16 protein-coding genes are annotated in these 16,363 nt (G+C 59.9%); 10 read left to right on the forward strand and 6 right to left on the reverse strand.

Translation table 11 applies throughout. The features are described 5' to 3' along the window. Positions 1–11: 11 nt before the first annotated feature. The 3 genes from BLW03_RS02050 to BLW03_RS20085 all read right to left on the reverse strand — a co-directional run bounded on the left by BLW03_RS02050 (position 12) and on the right by BLW03_RS20085 (position 3,796). Complete coding sequence (locus BLW03_RS02050) at positions 12–938, reverse strand: universal stress protein (protein WP_074652125.1); 927 nt, start codon at positions 936–938, stop codon at positions 12–14. 131 nt (positions 939–1,069) lie between these two features. Further along, a complete protein-coding gene (locus tag BLW03_RS02055; protein ID WP_074652126.1) occupies positions 1,070–1,633 on the reverse strand; it encodes a hypothetical protein in 564 nt (187 codons plus the stop codon). A gap of 126 nt (positions 1,634–1,759) precedes the next feature. Beyond that, positions 1,760–3,796 (reverse strand): putative glycoside hydrolase, encoded by a 2,037-nt coding sequence (locus BLW03_RS20085; protein WP_083350260.1) that lies wholly within the window; start codon positions 3,794–3,796, stop codon positions 1,760–1,762. Between the two features lie 121 nt (positions 3,797–3,917). Between BLW03_RS20085 and BLW03_RS02070 the strand changes: the two genes are divergently transcribed. Beyond that, positions 3,918–4,610: a VIT1/CCC1 transporter family protein gene (locus BLW03_RS02070; RefSeq protein ID WP_139285066.1), complete on the forward strand. Its 693-nt coding sequence runs from the start codon at positions 3,918–3,920 to the stop codon at positions 4,608–4,610. A gap of 3 nt (positions 4,611–4,613) precedes the next feature. On the opposite strand, the gene BLW03_RS02075 is transcribed toward BLW03_RS02070, so the two are convergent. Continuing rightward, positions 4,614–4,970 (reverse strand): hypothetical protein, encoded by a 357-nt coding sequence (locus BLW03_RS02075; RefSeq protein WP_074652128.1) that lies wholly within the window; start codon positions 4,968–4,970, stop codon positions 4,614–4,616. Between the two features lie 176 nt (positions 4,971–5,146). Here BLW03_RS02075 and BLW03_RS02080 point away from each other — a divergent pair, with 176 nt between their 5' ends. From BLW03_RS02080 to BLW03_RS02090, 3 genes are all read left to right on the forward strand, one after another. Beyond that, positions 5,147–6,073, forward strand: a complete 927-nt coding sequence (locus BLW03_RS02080; RefSeq protein WP_074652129.1) for a universal stress protein — start codon at positions 5,147–5,149, stop codon at positions 6,071–6,073. Between the two features lie 15 nt (positions 6,074–6,088). After that, positions 6,089–7,672, forward strand: coding sequence for a PAS domain-containing sensor histidine kinase (locus BLW03_RS02085; protein WP_074652130.1), 1,584 nt, complete (start codon positions 6,089–6,091; stop codon positions 7,670–7,672). Between the two features lie 94 nt (positions 7,673–7,766). Continuing rightward, entirely contained in the window at positions 7,767–8,135 is a 369-nt protein-coding gene (locus BLW03_RS02090) for a response regulator (RefSeq protein ID WP_074655706.1), read from the forward strand. Here BLW03_RS02090 and BLW03_RS02095 read toward each other — a convergent pair. Further along, positions 8,132–9,478, reverse strand: a complete 1,347-nt coding sequence (locus BLW03_RS02095) for a sigma-54-dependent transcriptional regulator (RefSeq protein ID WP_074652131.1) — start codon at positions 9,476–9,478, stop codon at positions 8,132–8,134. The two genes, BLW03_RS02090 and BLW03_RS02095, sit on opposite strands and share 4 nt — an antisense overlap. Positions 9,479–9,640: 162 nt before the next feature. Between BLW03_RS02095 and BLW03_RS02100 the strand changes: the two genes are divergently transcribed. Next, a complete protein-coding gene (locus BLW03_RS02100; RefSeq protein WP_074652132.1) occupies positions 9,641–10,324 on the forward strand; it encodes a Crp/Fnr family transcriptional regulator in 684 nt (227 codons plus the stop codon). Positions 10,325–10,383: 59 nt separating this feature from the next. Continuing rightward, positions 10,384–10,968 (forward strand): nitroreductase family protein, encoded by a 585-nt coding sequence (locus tag BLW03_RS02105; protein WP_244501921.1) that lies wholly within the window; start codon positions 10,384–10,386, stop codon positions 10,966–10,968. Positions 10,969–11,001: 33 nt separating this feature from the next. On the opposite strand, the gene BLW03_RS02110 is transcribed toward BLW03_RS02105, so the two are convergent. Continuing rightward, positions 11,002–11,517, reverse strand: coding sequence for an Hsp20/alpha crystallin family protein (locus tag BLW03_RS02110; protein WP_074652133.1), 516 nt, complete (start codon positions 11,515–11,517; stop codon positions 11,002–11,004). 204 nt (positions 11,518–11,721) lie between these two features. Here BLW03_RS02110 and BLW03_RS02115 point away from each other — a divergent pair, with 204 nt between their 5' ends. The 4 genes from BLW03_RS02115 to mgtA are packed head-to-tail and all read left to right on the forward strand — an operon-like array spanning position 11,722 to position 16,343. Next, positions 11,722–12,600 carry a universal stress protein gene (locus tag BLW03_RS02115; protein WP_074652134.1) on the forward strand — a complete coding sequence of 293 codons (879 nt, stop codon included), beginning with the start codon at positions 11,722–11,724 and terminating at the stop codon, positions 12,598–12,600. 32 nt (positions 12,601–12,632) lie between these two features. After that, complete coding sequence (locus BLW03_RS20530; RefSeq protein WP_170834928.1) at positions 12,633–12,779, forward strand: hypothetical protein; 147 nt, start codon at positions 12,633–12,635, stop codon at positions 12,777–12,779. A gap of 46 nt (positions 12,780–12,825) precedes the next feature. Then, entirely contained in the window at positions 12,826–13,818 is a 993-nt protein-coding gene (locus BLW03_RS02125; RefSeq protein WP_083350261.1) for a zinc-dependent alcohol dehydrogenase family protein, read from the forward strand. Further along, on the forward strand, positions 13,815–16,343 hold the full coding sequence (mgtA, locus tag BLW03_RS02130) for a magnesium-translocating P-type ATPase (RefSeq protein WP_074652137.1): 2,529 nt from the start codon (positions 13,815–13,817) through the stop codon (positions 16,341–16,343). The genes BLW03_RS02125 and mgtA overlap by 4 nt, the downstream gene beginning before the upstream one ends. Positions 16,344–16,363: the final 20 nt, after the last annotated feature.

The raw sequence follows: 16,363 nt of genomic DNA on the forward strand, positions 1-16,363 counted from the left end.
AGGCGGAACGTTTACTTCGACAGATCGCTCACGATGAGCACCGGGCAGTGCGCCGACCTCAGGATCTGTCCGACCGGATGCCAGGTGAAATGGTCTGCACCGGCGACGCGCTCACCGCTGCCCAGGACAATCAGCGCCACGCCTTCCCTGTCCGCCATTGCGAGCGTCTCCGCGGCGGGATCGCCGTATTGCACACCATAGCGGATCTTGCTGGACGCCTCCGTCGGTTCGGCCAGAGCCATACGCATCGTCTCTTTGGCGAGGTCTTCCTTCCAGAGTCGGTCCGAAGCTTCTGCGGGCGGACGGTCGGCCGCAGTGTGCATGGCGATCAGGTCCGATCCGAGCCGTTCCGCGATTGCCTTCGCGTACTCCGCTGCACGGACGTTCAAGCCGGATGGCGTGCTCGCAAAAAGCACGGCACCTTCGCGCCGCATAGTCGCTTCACACGCAGGCCCACACACAAGGACCGGGCAAGTGCAACGGAATGCAAGGGATTCTGATACGGAGCCGAAGAGAAATTGCTCAATCCCCTTCCTGCCGTGCGATCCAACAACAACCAGGTCGGCATTTGTCCGCGTTGCGGTCTGCAGCATCAGCTTAGCCGGCCCCTCAAAGGAGACAACCTGGGTGACGCCTTTTTCCGAATGACGGAGATGCTCGCGAATCTCTCGTGCCACCTTGGTGTGCGCTTCCTGCAGGACGTCTTCTTTGAGTTCCTCATAGTAAACATCGACCACGCCAGGGGGCGGCGGCACAGAGTGCGTCACGATGAGCTGCGCTCCAACGGAGGCAGCAATCTCCTCGGCCCAGCGCAAGGCTCTGTTACCGCAATCGTCATTGACATAGCCGACCACAATCTTATGAATGGACAGCGGCGGAACGGACACGACCGGCTTGCTTTGACCTGTGGGTTCAATGGTGAAGATTGACTGCGACATGAGATCCTCCTGCAATCTCAGGATGCGCCGGTACCCATTGCATTTCTGTGATCGCAGTCACACGGGGGGCCGCGGAAGCTTACATTCTCCAGGCCTTTGCGGCATAGAGTCACACGAAGAAGACACGATAGCTAAGGACGCAAATCCTCGAATTCCTCTCGAACACCATCTATCCTCTCCCGATACATACGAGCATCGCCATAGGGCAGAAAGGAGCGGTAGCGACTGTGCTGAGTGATCAACTTTTGCGCATGCTTCAAAGGGCACCAGTGCTGCTCTGTTCGTCCGACGATCTCCATGACATAGGCGATCAACCCGTTGGCGTACGAGCAGTTGATGCAGTTGAAGCGTTCCAACGCGTTGAGATAGAGCAGCGCTCCCCGATCAAAGATCAGATAGTCCGACCGTCTCGCCTTGGGAATGCCATAAATCGGGAAACAGATCGCCTGGTAGAGCGAGACGAAGACATCCAGCATAAGAAATGCGACCAGGCAGAGATAGATCAGTGGGGCCGTCAGGAAAGCAAGGGGCCGCGCACTGAGCACATATTGAAGCAACGGAGTTTTCGTTCTGCGATGGGTCTCCTTGACGTCGTCCGGGAAGACCGGCGTACGCCCCTTCATGGGGTACATGGGAAAAAGATCTGCTTCGTTCTTGGGAGCCGGCACAGCGACCACTTGCGACTGTTCATCCATCGAAAAGCCTGCTCTCATATCCGGCCTTTGAGGGAGCGCAACGCAGACCCCGGATGCGTTCATCCTACGCTTGGCAATCAGACGAGCCAGGAAGGAACCCGAACTGAGTTTCCGGCTGCCGTCCGATCACTTCAAGCACGCGTCGGTGTAAACATTCCTGGCATTCCAAAGGGACCAGCCGTCAGCGTGGGCGTCCGTGGCTGCACGGGTTTGTGATGCGACCTCTGCAGCGCCAAATGGACGGCGTGAGAACGCGTAATCGCGGAAGCCCTGGATCCACGGCCGGAACATCTTCGGATCAGCATGGGTGCGCTTGATCGATTCCTCGAGTGAGAGTCGAACGGTCTGGTAGATGTCTTCATTCGTGCCCACGGGATTTGGGTGCCCGGGGATGCCAAAGCTGAATCCTGAGGGATAGAGCATAGGACACACGTAGTCCACTGCCGGCACGATCTCCTCAAGCCGCTGACCAATGCCGGTGTCATTCCTGTTCCACAAGACATAGCCGAAGATGTCGACAGACAGGAACGCGTTGAAGGGCTCGAGTGCTTTGTGCGCTTCCGCCAAGAAACTGGTGACTGCCTTCACGCGGCCAGCTTCGTCGGCGGTTCCGCTGAACTGCAGCTTCTGCGGGCAATCGGGGAAACGCACATAGTCGAACTGCACCTCATCGAAGCCCGCCTTCGCAGCTTCAACCGCGATGGCGATGTTGTAGTCCCGTACCTCGCGACGGAAGGGATCTGTCCACGAGAGGTGTTCCCTGTCCTTGAACAACCCACCTGAATTCAAGCGAACTCCATATTCAGGATGTGCCGTAGCAAGCGGATCGTCTTTGAAGGTGACGATCCGTGCGATGAGATAGATGCCCTTGCTATGAAGATCCGTCACCAGGTCGGGCAGTGAGCGGATGGTTGTCATCCTGCGCGCACCGATCTGTGTTGCAAGCGGGATCGCGCTCGGATAGGCAAGGTTGCCTCGATCAGACTTGATCGTGATCACGAGCGCGTTGGCGCCGCCTCTCCGAATGATATCGAGCACTGGCTCGCGCAGTGCCTTGGAAGCGATGCCATATTCCGTGAGATACAAGGCATGAACTGCGATGGGACGTAGTGAAATCGTCGACTGCTCACGCAGCGCCGCGATGTCTGAGTGGTAAGGCCAATAACCGATCGCGCGCGCACTCACGGACTTTGCGGATGCCGCAATCTCAATGCTGCCGGAGCCGTCTACTGGCGCGGTTCTGCCATCGATCACGACCGTAACGCGCGACACTGCTTTGCCCGTGTTGGCGTCGGTGATAAGCACGCGCTGCGATACAGCAGCAACGCAATCGCGGACTGTCCATATGCCGAAGGCAGCGAACAGGAGAACAAGACGCATCGCGTTCATCGCTTCTCCCCCAGCCTGGCTGCAGCCATCTGCTCGAGCACCGGGAAGCCTGCGAGACCAGGGTGATCGAGCAATGCGATGGATTGCCAATCTGGGATCGTTCGGCATTGCGATCTTTCCGTCGTATGCAAACGCGGCGGTATAGCCCGCCTGCTCCGCTGCCTGCATGAGGTCGTCATCGAAGATGCCGTAGGGCCACGCCAGCAAATGAACCTGTATCCCAAGGCGCTGTTCGAGAATTGAGCGAGACTTCACGAGCTGATCGTGAACCAGGGCCGCGTATGCCTGCCCGTCCAGTCGCTTCCGCTCCGCTCGGAAGTCGGGGTGCCAAAGCGTGTGAGACTCGATACGGACAAGCCCGGACGACTTCATCTCCTGCAACTGTTCCCACGTCAGCGCGTACGATGCCTTCGAGATGACGGTCGGATAGATGAATAAAGTGATGGGGATGTGACGGACTTTGATCAGCGGGTAAAGCTCGGTGTAGACGGACCGATGCCCGTCATCGACCGTAATCGCCACTTGCCGAACGCTCGGCGGCAGGCGGTTCTCTGTCACCATGGACACGACATCCTGCAAAGGAACGATGCGGTAGCCATGCTTCGCGAGCCAGTCTATTTGCTCCACAAAATTTTCTGTAAGGACCGTGGTCGCACCCGTCTGTCTCTGGTCAAAGCGGTGGTATACAAGCACAGGGATGCCGCGAACCGGATCGCGCTGCGCCTTCACGGGTAAAGGCCAAAGGATCAGCAGCAACAGGAACAACTTCGACATGAAGGCCTCTGCATGGACTATGTCTGATAGCGGTCTGCATGGACGTGATGTGCGTCACAGGCGGTCGAAAGAATCACGAATCGCCGTGACTTGTCACACCAACGACATGGGGGATTCTTCGATGCACATCGAACGTCATCGCATCAATCGAGTCGGCTGGCTTCGTGCTTCGGTACTGGGTGCGAACGATGGCCTGCTGTCGACCGCCAGCCTCGTGCTTGGTGTCGCGGCAGCTCACGGAACACATCACGCCGTCCTGATCTCCGGCGCTGCAGGCCTTGTCGCCGGAGCCATGTCCATGGCCGCGGGCGAGTATGTCTCCGTCTCGTCGCAGGCTGACTCGGAGGCATCGGACCTTGAGCGCGAGCGGCAGGAACTCGCCACCGATCCTGTCGGCGAACACAGTGAGTTGAAGCACATCTATGTGAGCCGCGGCCTCACGCCAGAACTCGCAGCCGAGGTTGCAAAACAATTGATGGCAAAGGACGCGTTGGCTGCCCATGCTCGCGATGAACTGGGCATTGCAGACGGTTACACTGCCAGGCCAGTGCAGGCAGCGCTCGCTTCGGCTGCAAGCTTCGCAGCGGGCGCGGTGGTTCCGCTGATTGTCGGAGTTCTGGCCAGCCAACATTTAATCCCGCTTGTCGTTCTGACGTCCCTGGTGTGCCTGATGGTCCTGGGCGGTCTGGCCGCTCGCGCCGGCGGTGCGGGTGTGCTGAAGGGATCCCTGCGTGTCACCTTCTGGGGAATCCTGGCTATGGCCGTGACATTCGGCGTCGGCGCGCTCGTTGGAGAAGCAGTGCCGACTCTCTGACCATCACAAAGGCCAGATGGTCCAGACTGCAATCAGCGTCAGCAGCATCATGTCTGCATACAGCAGGAAAAGCACGCCCCCGTGGTGAAGGTCCCAACTAACGTGCATGCTTCGGACTGCGTCGCGTGTCGCTGCCATGCAGAGGATGAAGGGGAGCACCATCAACCAGCGATTGGCCTCTGAGCCATGCACTCTCAGAAACGCTGCGCAGAGGAATCCCGCAAAAGCGAACATCACCCCGCGTGCGACATAAGTGCGCGGCCTGCGAGCCGATCGGTAGCGAGTGGGCGGCAGCACACGATATGGCAGACGGCCGTTATAGGGAGTGGAGTTTGCAGGGACGGGCTTCGGTGTCAGCATCGATCCTCATCTAGCCCTGAGAATCCGCTACAAACGCAACGCGTGGCTGTGATGTCCATCACAGACCCTTGGAATCTCCCGAGCCGACAGCGATGGCAGGTATGACCAAACCACTGTGAGCGCGGTCACAGCGGCACGGTACTCCCGTCGCTACTTTCAGGGAGAACCGATCTCCGATGAAAGGCAGTAATCCTATGTCGACCGCGGCTCCCACCAATTACCCCTACGCAATTCCTCACGAAATCCTGCTTGCGTTCGATCCAGCGGATATGAATCAGAAAGCGATGGAGTGCTCCAAGTCGCTGGCGCGCCGCTTTGGATCGCATGTGACCATCGCGCACGTCAGCCAGCCGGTAAGTCCCATTGTGACTCCCGAAGGTATGTACTTCGAGGATCTGGACAGGAGCGCAGCCGCCATCACGGATTCCCAGTTAGACCAGGCGGTGGAAGATCTTCGCGCCAGCGGCCTGAAGGCCGACCGTGCCGAGCACTGGGGTCTTGTCACTGAGGAACTACAGAGCCTTGCACGCGAGAAGTCAGCCGACCTGCTGGTGCTCGGGACCCATGCGCCTCGCGGCCTGGACCGCTTGTTCTTCGGTTCCACCGCCGAGGATGTAGCCGACCGCTCGGGCTGGCCGGTGATGATCGTCGGGCCGAATGCGGACATGCCGAGCGGTGCCTGGGCACCAAAAGAAGTTGTCTGCATCGTTGGGCAGTCACGCGAAGACGTCAGTGCGGCAGTGTACGGATACCACCTGTCTCGTGAAGTAGGCGCGGCGTTTACGCTGTTCTCCATTACTGACAAAGGCTCAGAAATTGCGAATCCCGTCGACAGCGAGGTCTTTTTTCGGAGCCTGGCGGACCAGCTCCCGGGCGTGAACGTCTCACACGAAATTCCACGGCGCGAAATCCGCCAGGGCATCGCGAAGGACTCTGTTCTCAGGCTTCTGAAAGCACTTCAGCCGGGAGCCGTGGTGATGGCTGCGGAGCATGCCGGCCCACTGCACAGCCACTTCCACCGCGATCTGCTGTCAGACGTTGTAGGAGAAGCAAAGTGCCCCATCATCGTCGTAGCTAAGGATGATCAACGTGCGCAGGGGTAGACTGGACGCCTGACCATGGCACAGCAGATGGAACACTTACGCAGTTCCCTCCCCAAGCAGGCGGGGACATGGTCGGATCCAGAGCGGTGGCTCGCTGCGATTGTGGAGTCATCCAACTCCGCCATCATGGCGGAGTCCCTCGAAGGCACCATCATGACGTGGAACGCGGCGGCATCCCGCATCTTCGGCTATACCGCGGAAGAGGCGATCGGTATGCCGGTCTTCGCGCTGGCGTGGCCGGGCGAAGAATCCATCGTGCGCGGGCTGCTGGATGTGCTGCGGCGCGGCGAACGTATCGATAACTTCGAAACCTCACGCAGACATAAAGACGGGCACCGGGTCTTCATCGCGCTGAGCCTCTTCCCCATCAAGGATGAAGATGACGTCGTAATTGGCATCGCCAAGATCGCGACGGACATCACCCAGCGAAAGGCGGCAGAGGCGGCAGAGGCCCAGACCCGCACGGAATTGCTGGCAGAGCGGAAGTATCGCGAAGTGATCGAACATGCGCCGGACGCAATTCTTGAGGTCGATGCCGGCGGCATCATCGTCATCGCCAATCAGACCGCGGAGAGACACTTTGGCTACCCGCGGGAGGAATTGCTGGGCGCTCCGATTGAGATGCTGATTCCCGCAGCGAACCGCTCACAGCACGCATCGCATCGAGACGCTTTTATGCAGGCCGACCGGGCCAGGGCCATGGGCGAGGGACTCGACCTGAGCGCCCGGCGCAAGGATGGATCTGAGTTTCCCGTTGAGGTCAGCTTGAGTCCCATCGTGATGGATAGCGGCGTTCTTGTCGTCGCTGCCATCCGGGACGTCACGGAACGGCGACGGTCCGATCAACAGGTGCGCCTGTTGCAGGAGAGCTATCTCAGCGAAGTCTCCGCGCGTCAGCAGGAGGCAGAGCGCCTGAATCGCTTGAAGAGTGAGTTTCTGGCAAGCGTCAGCCACGAACTTCGCACACCCTTACACACCATCATCGGCTTTACGGATCTGTTGCATGAAGACCCTCAACACACACTTTCCGAACGCCAGTTACGCTTCGTTGAAAACATCCGGCGCGATTCAGAACACCTTCTGGAACTCATCAATGATGTGCTCGATCTAAGCCGGATTGAAGCCGGTGGACTTACGATCCATCCGGAAGAACTCTCGCTCCATCAGGCATTCACCGAGGCCATCGAAACCGTGCGGCTCTCCTGCGAAGCGAAGGCGCTGCGGGTGACCGTCTCGTGTGATCCTGACCTCGTGTTGCTGGCCGATCCGACGCGTCTCCGTCAGATCCTTACCAACCTGCTGAGCAATGCGATCAAGTTCACCGCTCCCGGTGGCGCCATTCGCATGAAGGCAACCCGCGAACCGGGATTTGCGAAGATCTCGATCCGGGACAACGGTATCGGCATTGCCCCGGAAGAGCTCTCAAACATCTTCGGGAAGTTCTACCAGGTGGGCGTGACCACGGGCGGCGTGCGCGAAGGCACTGGCCTTGGCCTGGCGATCTGCAGAGAACTGGTGGAGACGCAGGGCGGCTCTCTCTCCGTCAGCAGTCAGTTGGGAACCGGAAGCATCTTCTCCTTCACCATGCCACTGCCGTAGCAGCCATGTGATCTCGGTCACATCGCGCCACCCGGTGTGCAGCTATCTTCATCGAATTGCCGATCTGCACGCCTCTTCTCTGCTGGGATTCTTGATGATTGCGACTTGCCTTATCGCTGATGGAGCTGCCCTCGCGCGCGAACTATTGCGGTCCATCCTGGAAGATATGGGGTTCGACCTGATGGAAGCGGCGAATGGAGAGCAGGTCGTGCGTCTGGCAATCCTCTTCCCACCGCACGTCATCGTCATGGACATGGATCTGGCGAAGAAGAATGGCCTTGAGGTCATCGCGACGTTGAGGCGGCACGCTGCCTTTAAAGAGACTCCCATCATCGCCATGACCTGTGTCTCTGCGGAGCACCACCCTGCGCGTCTGCGTCAGGCTGGTTTTACCGACGTCCTGGTGAAACCCATTCGCCCGGCAGCCCTGCGATCCCTGCTTCAGACCGTTCTGGCGCCTTAGGAAGACAAGCCGTACTTATTCAGCTTGTAGCGAAGCGCATCGCGCCCAATCCCGAGGCGCCTTGCGCTCTCTGACTGGTTTCCCTTCGTCTCCCGATGGATCTGTTCCAGCAGCTGCCGCTCCTGCTCGGCAAGTCGGGAGACCGTCGCCGCCGGCGACGGCTGCGACCCTGCCACGACATCTGCCGGTAGATCTTCCCCTTCAATCAGTTCCCCCTCCGACAGCATGCAGGAACGTGCGATCACATGCTCAAGCTGCCGGACATTACCGGGCCAGTCATAGCGGTTCAGAATCAGCTGTGCCCGAGGCGAGATGCCACGGACTTTCTTCTGGAACTCTGCGGAAAATCGAACTGCGAACTGACCGGCCAGCAGCTCAATATCGTCCCTGCGATCGCGCAACGGCGGGACTTCAATCTCCACCATGGACAGCCGGTAGAAGAGATCTTCCCGAAAACGGCCCTCTTTGGCTTCCTGCTTTAGATTGCGATGGGTGGCGGCGATCACCTTCACGTTTACCCGCGTCGGAACGAGCGAACCTATTTTGTAGATCTCCTGGTTCTGAATGGCGCGCAGCAGTTTGGCCTGTGTTGCAATGGGCATATCGCCAACCTCGTCGAGGAACAGCGTGCCACCGTCAGCCGCGACGAACAGACCGGTCTTGTCCCGGTCAGCGCCGGTGAACGATCCGCGAGTGTGTCCGAAGAGCTCGCTCTCAAACAGCGTCTCCACGACGGCCGAACAATTCAGCACAACGAAGCGCCCCTTCACCCTGCTGCGCGCATGAATCGCCTGCGCAACAAGATCTTTGCCTGTGCCGGTTTCGCCCTGAATCAAGAGCGTCCGGAAGTGCGGCGCCACCTTGTCGATCAACGCGAAGACGTTCCACATCGATGCACTCTTCGCCAGGAGCCCCTCAAAGCTGAAATCGTCGAACTGCGTCGAGGAGCGTGATAACGCCACCTTGCGGCTCTCGGCTGCGGCCAGTAGATGCCGGACACGGTCTCGAAGGGCGGCCACCCTGACTGGCTTCTGCAGGTAGTCTGCAGCACCGTTGCGTATGGCCTCGACGGCGGTCTCCGTAGTGTAGTGGGCCGTCATCAGGATGACGTTCGTGGCCGGCGCAAACGCCATGATCTCGCGCAGGACGTCGAGGCCGCTCAGCCCCGGCATCACCAGGTCCGTGATGACCAGCTGGGGCTTCAGCTTCCGCACCAGGTCGAGTCCAAGCACCGGGTCCGAAGCCGTGTGAATCGCGACATCCTTCTGCTCAAGTGCCGCAGTGAGCAGTTCCAGGCTGCTGAGGTTGTCGTCGATGATGACTGCGCGGATCAACTCGGCCATAAGAACCTGCAGCTGCGTTATCTGGCCCAATATGCTGCGCCAAAAGACGCAGTGGCCCCTGTTCAGGGAACCGAAAGAAAGCGACAAGTGATTGATATCACAACAATGTGTGTTTGGTTCCCCAAATGCTACTCCCGCGGTAGAGAAGCTCAGGAGACACGCATGTCCAAGTGCACGAACTGCCCACATGTTGGTAAGTACGCGTTCTGCAATTTGGGCGAAGCGGCCAGAAATTTTCTGGAAGCCAACTCCATCACCATGGAGTACCCGCGCGGCAATGTTCTTTTCCGCGAGGGCGAAGCGGCAGGGGCAGTCTTTCTCGTCTGCAGCGGCAAGGTCAAGTCCACAGCGACTTCAACCGAGGGCCGGTCGGCGATTCTGCGGCTTTCGGGACCCGGAGACGTGCTGGGCATGAGTGCCGTCATGGGCTCGACACCCTACGAAATCACCGCGGAGGCCGTACTGCCAAGCCGGATTCGCGTGCTTCATGCGCGCGTCCTGCAAGAGTTCATGCGCGAGTTCAACGACGCCAGTCTTGGCGCCGCGCGCGCGCTCGCACAGGACTACCGATCCGCTTTCCACGAGATGCGCCTGATGGCGCTGCCGGAGACTCCCGCAGGTCGGCTGTCGCGCCTGCTCCTTGACTGGTCGGAAGAGAGCGCTGCCGCGGGAACGCCGCTCACCATGACGCTGACCCACGAGGAGCTGGCGTGCATGACGGCAACGACCCGCGAGACGGTGACCCGGACCCTGAGCCGTCTTCGGAAGGAAGGCACCATCACCATCAAGGGCATCTCGCTGACAGTGCTGAAGCCTGCCGCACTCCGTCAGCTGGCAAGCTGCTAGGTACGTGAGGCCAAACAATTCCGAAATCCCCCTGCCACGTCGGCATCTCTGGAAGACGAATGGACTGCATCGAAACAATCCGGAACCGCAGGTCTGTTCGATCCTTCAGCGATCGGTCTGTGAACGCTGCCACGGTGCAGGATCTGATTGAGGCTGCAAGCATGGCTCCGAGCGCTCGGAATGCGCAGCCCGTCGCCTTCTGGACGTTCCTGGATGCCGACAGCATCGAGGCGCTAGGCCATCAGGTGAAGAACTGGATCATGCAGCATCCACCCAACGAACCATTTACCTCTCCGATGCGGCCAGTCCTCTCCGCGGCGGATTACCGTGTGTTCTATGGGGCTCCGGTCCTGATCCTCGTCCTGGCCACGTCCCGACAGGCAGACACACGGGACGCGTGCTGTCTTGCAGCAGAGAACCTGATGCTGGCCGCGCGTTCCGCAGGGCTTGGTTCGGCATGGGTAGGTATTGCGACCGACTATTTCGAACTACCAGAGACCAAACGCAAGCTGGCGATCCCTGAGAGCTACACGGTGGTCGCCCCCCTTGTTCTTGGGTATCCCACAGCATGGCCCGCCCCCACTGCCCGGCGCGCGCCCGAAGTACGCTGGTGCGCCCTGCCCCATCCGAGCCATCTCGCTTAAAAAAAGTTCGCCAAAGTCCCGCCCGGCGAAGACTCACATTGCAGCCGCGTAGGTCGGGCGCACGGGCTTGGGAAGCAACGGCATCTGGACGTCTGGCGGGACCGTCGCTGCCTGTTCACATGGCAGCGCAACATGAAGCACGCCATCAGAAATCCAGGCCGCAGAGCGAGATCCGCGAACCGTTTGCGGAAGCTTGACGCGTGCGTAGAACATCTTCGCTCCTCCATCCGCATTTTCTGTGTAGCCGCAGAGACCCAACAGGCTCCTCTCCGTGTGCAGGCGGATGTCTTCTGCGCGATAGCCACCCACCGGAACGCGTACGAGCATGCCGTCATTGCGAACGGTGGACGAGACTTCGGCCGGATCCAGAACAAGCTCCTCGGCAAACTTCCAGTCCTGCTCAGTAAGCGGTCCCTCCCAGTTTCTGGACTTCGGGATTTCAAGCGTCTTCGCACCGATGCACGACTCGATGTGATGGACCATCGAGAAGAATTCCATGGGAGTTGTTGCCCGGACCATCTCCGCCGTATTCGTCGCCGATTGCTCCATCACATGCATCTGCTCCCTCTTTCCCGTGCGCTTTCGCTACGCGCCCAACCGGGCGATGAACTCTACTTCTTCGCTGACAAATCAACGGTGCCACCGGACAAAGGACGAGGCAGTGATGCCAATCACCGAGGGCGGTAAATCAGGTCACTGTCCTGCGCGCGGAGTGCGCCTAGTTTGAGGTCAACAGCAATATCGGAGACCGAAATGCCCGTGATCGGAAATCGCCCGGAAATAACCCTGGATGACATTGTTTTTGCCACAGACTTCGCTCCTGCATCCGCGCGGGCCGAGACCTACGCAGCACAGATCGCCCGCCGCTACGGCTCGCGATTGCATGTCGTAACGGTTGTGGATCTGAACACACCCATTCCTGCGGGCGATGGAACCTGCGTGTTGCCCATTCAAGACCTGGTCGAAGCACGGCATGCACAATTGAATGCGCTGATCTCCAGGCTGTCCGGCGTTCAATCCGTACTACACGTGGCTGAGTCGTTCTCCGTGGCGCAGGCAATCCTGAATGTTGCCATGGAGTGCGGTGCCAACCTGATCGTGATGGGCACAACTTCGAAGGGCGCGCTCAAGAAGCTGGTCCTGGGTTCGGTCGCGGAGGAAGTTATCCGTACCGCGAGAATCCCGGTCCTGACGATCGGGCCACGCGTCGCTGCGAGCACCGATGCGATCGTGCCATTTCAGAAGATCCTGTTTGCGAATGACATGAGTCCACAGGCGAACAAGGCGCTGCCGGTCGCGCTGGCATTTGCCGAAGATGGAGGCGCCCGTCTCGTTATCTGCCGCGTGAATAAGGGCGAAGGCTCCACGCTGCTGTCTGAGGATGACATCGCCCTAGAGAGTTCGCTGCTGAAGGCGCTGCCAGCGGCCGCGATCGACTGGTGCGATCCAGAGTCCATCGTTGAGCATGGCAACCCATCGGAAGCACTGGTTGCACTGGCAGACCGCACGGGCTCCGACCTGATCGTGCTGGGATCGCGCCGCTCTACCTTCCGGCTGGAATACCTGGAACGAGGCGTCACGCCCGCGGTCATCGCACAGGCGAAATGCCCCGTCCTTAGCCTGAGCGCTTAGGGTCGCCAAGCAACATCGAGGAGGAACATCCGATGCCCGCATCTTCCATCCACCTGTCCCCGTTCCCCGTATGGCAAGTCAATCGTGGGCCCTCCACGCGCAGGCACTGGCTCAGCTATTTGCTGGGAGCCGCTTACATCGGCCTGCTGTTGACATGGCTTGCCGTGGTTGTGCTTTGAGTCGTTGTGCTTTGAAAGGATCCACGCACCGATGATGGAAAGACCCATGTCCCCGGTAAGCATGCGCGCGGCAATCTTCCGTGGGACTGGTTCGCTATCCGTAGAACAGGTGCCGACGCCGCAACCGGCGGCGGGCGAGTCCCTGATCAAAGTCCTCGCCTGCGGCGTTTGCCGCACCGACCTCCACATCCTGGAAGGGGACCTGCCCCAGCTTCAGCCGGCAATCATTCCCGGCCACCAGATTGTAGGGGAGATCGTGACCACATCCGGCAACCGCTTCGTCGCAGGCGACCGAGTCGGCGTGTCCTGGATGGGCGGCACCGACGGAACGTGTAAATTCTGCCGCAGTGGCAGGGAGAACCTGTGCGATCAAGCCGTCTTCACCGGCTACTCCCGCAACGGTGGCTACGCGGACTATGTCACGGCGCGCACAGACTTTCTGATTCCTCTCTCAAGCGCGATGACCCCTGAGGTTACGGCACCGTTGCTGTGTGCGGGCATGATCGGCTTTCGCAGCCTTCGTGTTGCGGAGGTGAAGCCCGGCCAAAGGGTTGGCCTCTTTGGCTTCGGCGCGTCGGCCCGACTGGTCATGCCGGTACTGCGGTTCTGGGGATGCGAGGTCTATGTCTCGACGCGAGGCGAACGCCACCGTCAGGAAGCCGTCGCCATGGGTGCCGTATGGGTCGGCGATGCCTTCGACCAGCCGCCTGTGGCGCTCGACGCGGCCGTCATCTTCGCGCCGGTTGGCAGCGTGGTTCTTGCCGGTCTGAAGTCCCTCGATAAAGGCGGAATCGTCTCGATCAACGCCATTCACCTCGATGGGATGCCTGCCTTCGACTACGACTCAATCCTCTGGCATGAGCGCCAAATCCGAAGTGTCGCGAACATGACGCGACAGGATGCAACCGACTTTCTGAGCATCGCCCAGCAGATCAAGATCACTCCCGCAATCAGGGTCTTCCCCCTCGAGCAGGCGAAAGAAGCGCTGGCCGCCATCAAGGATGAAGACGTCGTCGGCTCTGCGGTCATCGTTCCGTGAGTGACCTGAGCAGATCGCAGCCAATTGATGCGAAGGACTACGTAGGCCTCACGACGCGGGAGGCAGCGGATCGCCTCAAACAGTTTGGAGGGAATGAAGCGTCGACGAAGCATCGGAAGGCGCCCTGGCTCGATCAACTACTGCTTCTCTTCAATCCCCTTTCCATCGTGTTGCTCGTTGCGGCCGCCATCTCCCTCTCCATTGGCGAACATTTCGATGCCATCCTGATCACGGCCATCGTTCTGATCGGCGGCGCCATCGACTTTGCGCAGACCTACCATGCACGCATCACCATCGAGCGTCTGCGGGCGACCGTCGCCGCAATGGCGACGGTTCAACGCGACGGCTCATGGCGGGACATCCCGCGGTCTGCGATCGTCCCCGGTGATCTGGTACGCCTATCAGCCGGTGACCTGGTCCCGGCAGATGCGCGGCTCATTGAATCGCGCGACCTGGCTGTACTGCAAGCCATGCTCACGGGCGAATCCACATCGGTAGAGAAGGTAGCGACCGCCCAGGCCGCTTCCCAATCGGCGGACGCGACCAACATGATCTTCCTTGGAACGTCCGTAATCAGCGGCACCGGGACGGCAATCGTGACGGCAACCGGTCGCAATACCGCGTTTGGCGACATCGTCGCCCACCTTGCGTCCAGACCTCCCGAGACTGCCTTCGATCTGGGCATCAAGCGCTTCAGCTACATGATTGCCCGCATCGTCTTCGTCATGGTGCTGCTGGTCCTGGCGGCCAACCTTGCGATGCATCGTCCGCCGATGGAGTCATTGCTCTTCGCCGTTGCATTGGCCGTCGGTCTTACCCCGGAATTCCTCCCGATGATCACCTCCGTCACGCTGTCGCGGGGAGCGGTTGCAATGGCCCGCAAGCATGTCGTTGTGAAGCATCTTCCCGCGATTCAGAATCTGGGAAGCATCGACATCCTCTGTTCCGACAAGACCGGCACGTTAACCGCCGGCACCATGTCGCTGGTCACAAGTGCAGGGCCGGATGGCGTCGTGTCGACCACTGCGCTTGATCTCGCGGTCATCAACAGCAGCGTCCAGGCGGGCATTCGCAGCCCTCTGGATGCGGCCATTCTTGCTGCAGGTACTCAGACCGGACAAGCTACGAAGGTCGACGAACTTCCATTCGACTTCCAGCGCCGCCGACTGTCTGTGATCGTCGACCGTGCGGGCGAGCGCACACTCATCTGCAAAGGTGCTCCCGAAGGTATCTTCCCGCTGGTCACATCCCTGCTGGTCAACGGAGAGACGCAGCCGTCAACCAGCGAAGCCATCGTTCGCGCGCAGAACTACTGCATCGCCCAAAGCAGTCTCGGCTATCGTGTCCTTGCGGTTGCCGTAAGATTGCTGCCAATGCAGTCGCGCTACACGCTGGCGGACGAGTGCGCCCTGACGCTCTGCGGTTTCCTGTCCTTCGCCGATACGATCCTGCCCGACGCGGCCGAGACGATCGCTCGTCTGTTGCAGGACGGAGTCAGCATCAAGATCCTCTCCGGCGACAACGAACTTGTTGCGGCACACATCTGCGCAGAGGCTGGACTCAACGTCACCGAGATCGTACTGGGCAGCGACCTGGAATTAATGAGTGAGACGGCCCTCACGCAGGTCGCGGAACGGGCGAACGTCTTTGCCCGTGTCTCACCTCCACAAAAGCTTCGCATCCTGACAGCGCTGCGCAGGCGCGGCCATACGGTGGGCTTCATGGGCGATGGCATCAACGATGCTCCCGCACTCCACGCCGCCGACGTCGGCATCGCTGCGCCGCACGCGGTCGACGTCGCGCAGGATGCAGCCGATGTCGTCCTGATGCAGCCGGGCCTTTCGGTACTGCATCAGGGCATTCTGGAAGGCCGGCGCGCCTTCGGCAACGTCATGAAATACCTGCTGATGGGGACCAGTTCGAACTTCGGTAACGTGCTCAGCATGGCCGCCGCCGCCGTTGCACTGCCATTTCTCCCGATGCTTCCGGCACAGGTGCTGCTGAATAACTTCCTGTATGACCTTTCGCAGTTGACCATCCCAACGGACCGCGTGGATGCGGAGTATTTCGCACAACCGCAGAAATGGGACATCGCGATCATTCGTCACTTCATGATCCTGGTCGGTCCCATCAGTTCCGTCTTCGACTTTCTGACCTTCTATGTCCTTCTACATTTCTTCCGGGCTGGTGAAACCGAGTTTCACACGGGGTGGTTCGTGGAATCCCTTGCGACACAGACGCTCGTGTTGTTGGTGATACGCACCGTCAGGTCGCCCTTTCAAAGCCAGCCAAGCTGGGGTCTCCTGGCATCCGTGGTGCTCATCGTGGCGACCGGCATCTGGCTGCCCTACTCACGCTTCGCGGCGAGACTCGCGTTCAGCCGTCTGCCTTTGAGTTACTTCGTGTTTCTGTCCTTGGCAACGCTCTGCTACCTGGCGCTTGTCGAAGTAGCAAAGCGCTACATCATGGCACGTGCCAGGCAGCGAGTCTTCCAATCGCGCACGAAGGAGGTCGTGCAGGCCTGATCGCTCTTCCGTCGTGGGAC

It is taken from the genome of Terriglobus roseus, assembly GCF_900105625.1.
Classification (GTDB): Bacteria; Acidobacteriota; Terriglobia; order Terriglobales; family Acidobacteriaceae; genus Terriglobus; species Terriglobus roseus_B.

What these genes read in the sequence shown, in the direction of transcription:
- BLW03_RS02105 (WP_244501921.1), top strand. Translation starts at nt 10,384, where the DNA reads ATGGACTGCATCGAAACAATCCGGAACCGCAGGTCTGTTCGATCCTTC.
- BLW03_RS02050 (WP_074652125.1), bottom strand. Translation starts at nt 938, where the DNA reads ATGTCGCAGTCAATCTTCACCATTGAACCCACAGGTCAAAGCAAGCCG.
- BLW03_RS20085 (WP_083350260.1), bottom strand. Translation starts at nt 3,796, where the DNA reads ATGTCGAAGTTGTTCCTGTTGCTGCTGATCCTTTGGCCTTTACCCGTG.
- BLW03_RS02100 (WP_074652132.1), top strand. Translation starts at nt 9,641, where the DNA reads ATGTCCAAGTGCACGAACTGCCCACATGTTGGTAAGTACGCGTTCTGC.
- BLW03_RS02090 (WP_074655706.1), top strand. Translation starts at nt 7,767, where the DNA reads ATGATTGCGACTTGCCTTATCGCTGATGGAGCTGCCCTCGCGCGCGAA.
- BLW03_RS02110 (WP_074652133.1), bottom strand. Translation starts at nt 11,517, where the DNA reads ATGGAGCAATCGGCGACGAATACGGCGGAGATGGTCCGGGCAACAACT.
- BLW03_RS02095 (WP_074652131.1), bottom strand. Translation starts at nt 9,478, where the DNA reads ATGGCCGAGTTGATCCGCGCAGTCATCATCGACGACAACCTCAGCAGC.
- BLW03_RS02070 (WP_139285066.1), top strand. Translation starts at nt 3,918, where the DNA reads ATGCACATCGAACGTCATCGCATCAATCGAGTCGGCTGGCTTCGTGCT.
- BLW03_RS02055 (WP_074652126.1), bottom strand. Translation starts at nt 1,633, where the DNA reads ATGGATGAACAGTCGCAAGTGGTCGCTGTGCCGGCTCCCAAGAACGAA.
- BLW03_RS02085 (WP_074652130.1), top strand. Translation starts at nt 6,089, where the DNA reads ATGGCACAGCAGATGGAACACTTACGCAGTTCCCTCCCCAAGCAGGCG.
- BLW03_RS20530 (WP_170834928.1), top strand. Translation starts at nt 12,633, where the DNA reads ATGCCCGCATCTTCCATCCACCTGTCCCCGTTCCCCGTATGGCAAGTC.
- BLW03_RS02075 (WP_074652128.1), bottom strand. Translation starts at nt 4,970, where the DNA reads ATGCTGACACCGAAGCCCGTCCCTGCAAACTCCACTCCCTATAACGGC.
- BLW03_RS02080 (WP_074652129.1), top strand. Translation starts at nt 5,147, where the DNA reads ATGAAAGGCAGTAATCCTATGTCGACCGCGGCTCCCACCAATTACCCC.
- BLW03_RS02125 (WP_083350261.1), top strand. Translation starts at nt 12,826, where the DNA reads ATGTCCCCGGTAAGCATGCGCGCGGCAATCTTCCGTGGGACTGGTTCG.
- BLW03_RS02115 (WP_074652134.1), top strand. Translation starts at nt 11,722, where the DNA reads ATGCCCGTGATCGGAAATCGCCCGGAAATAACCCTGGATGACATTGTT.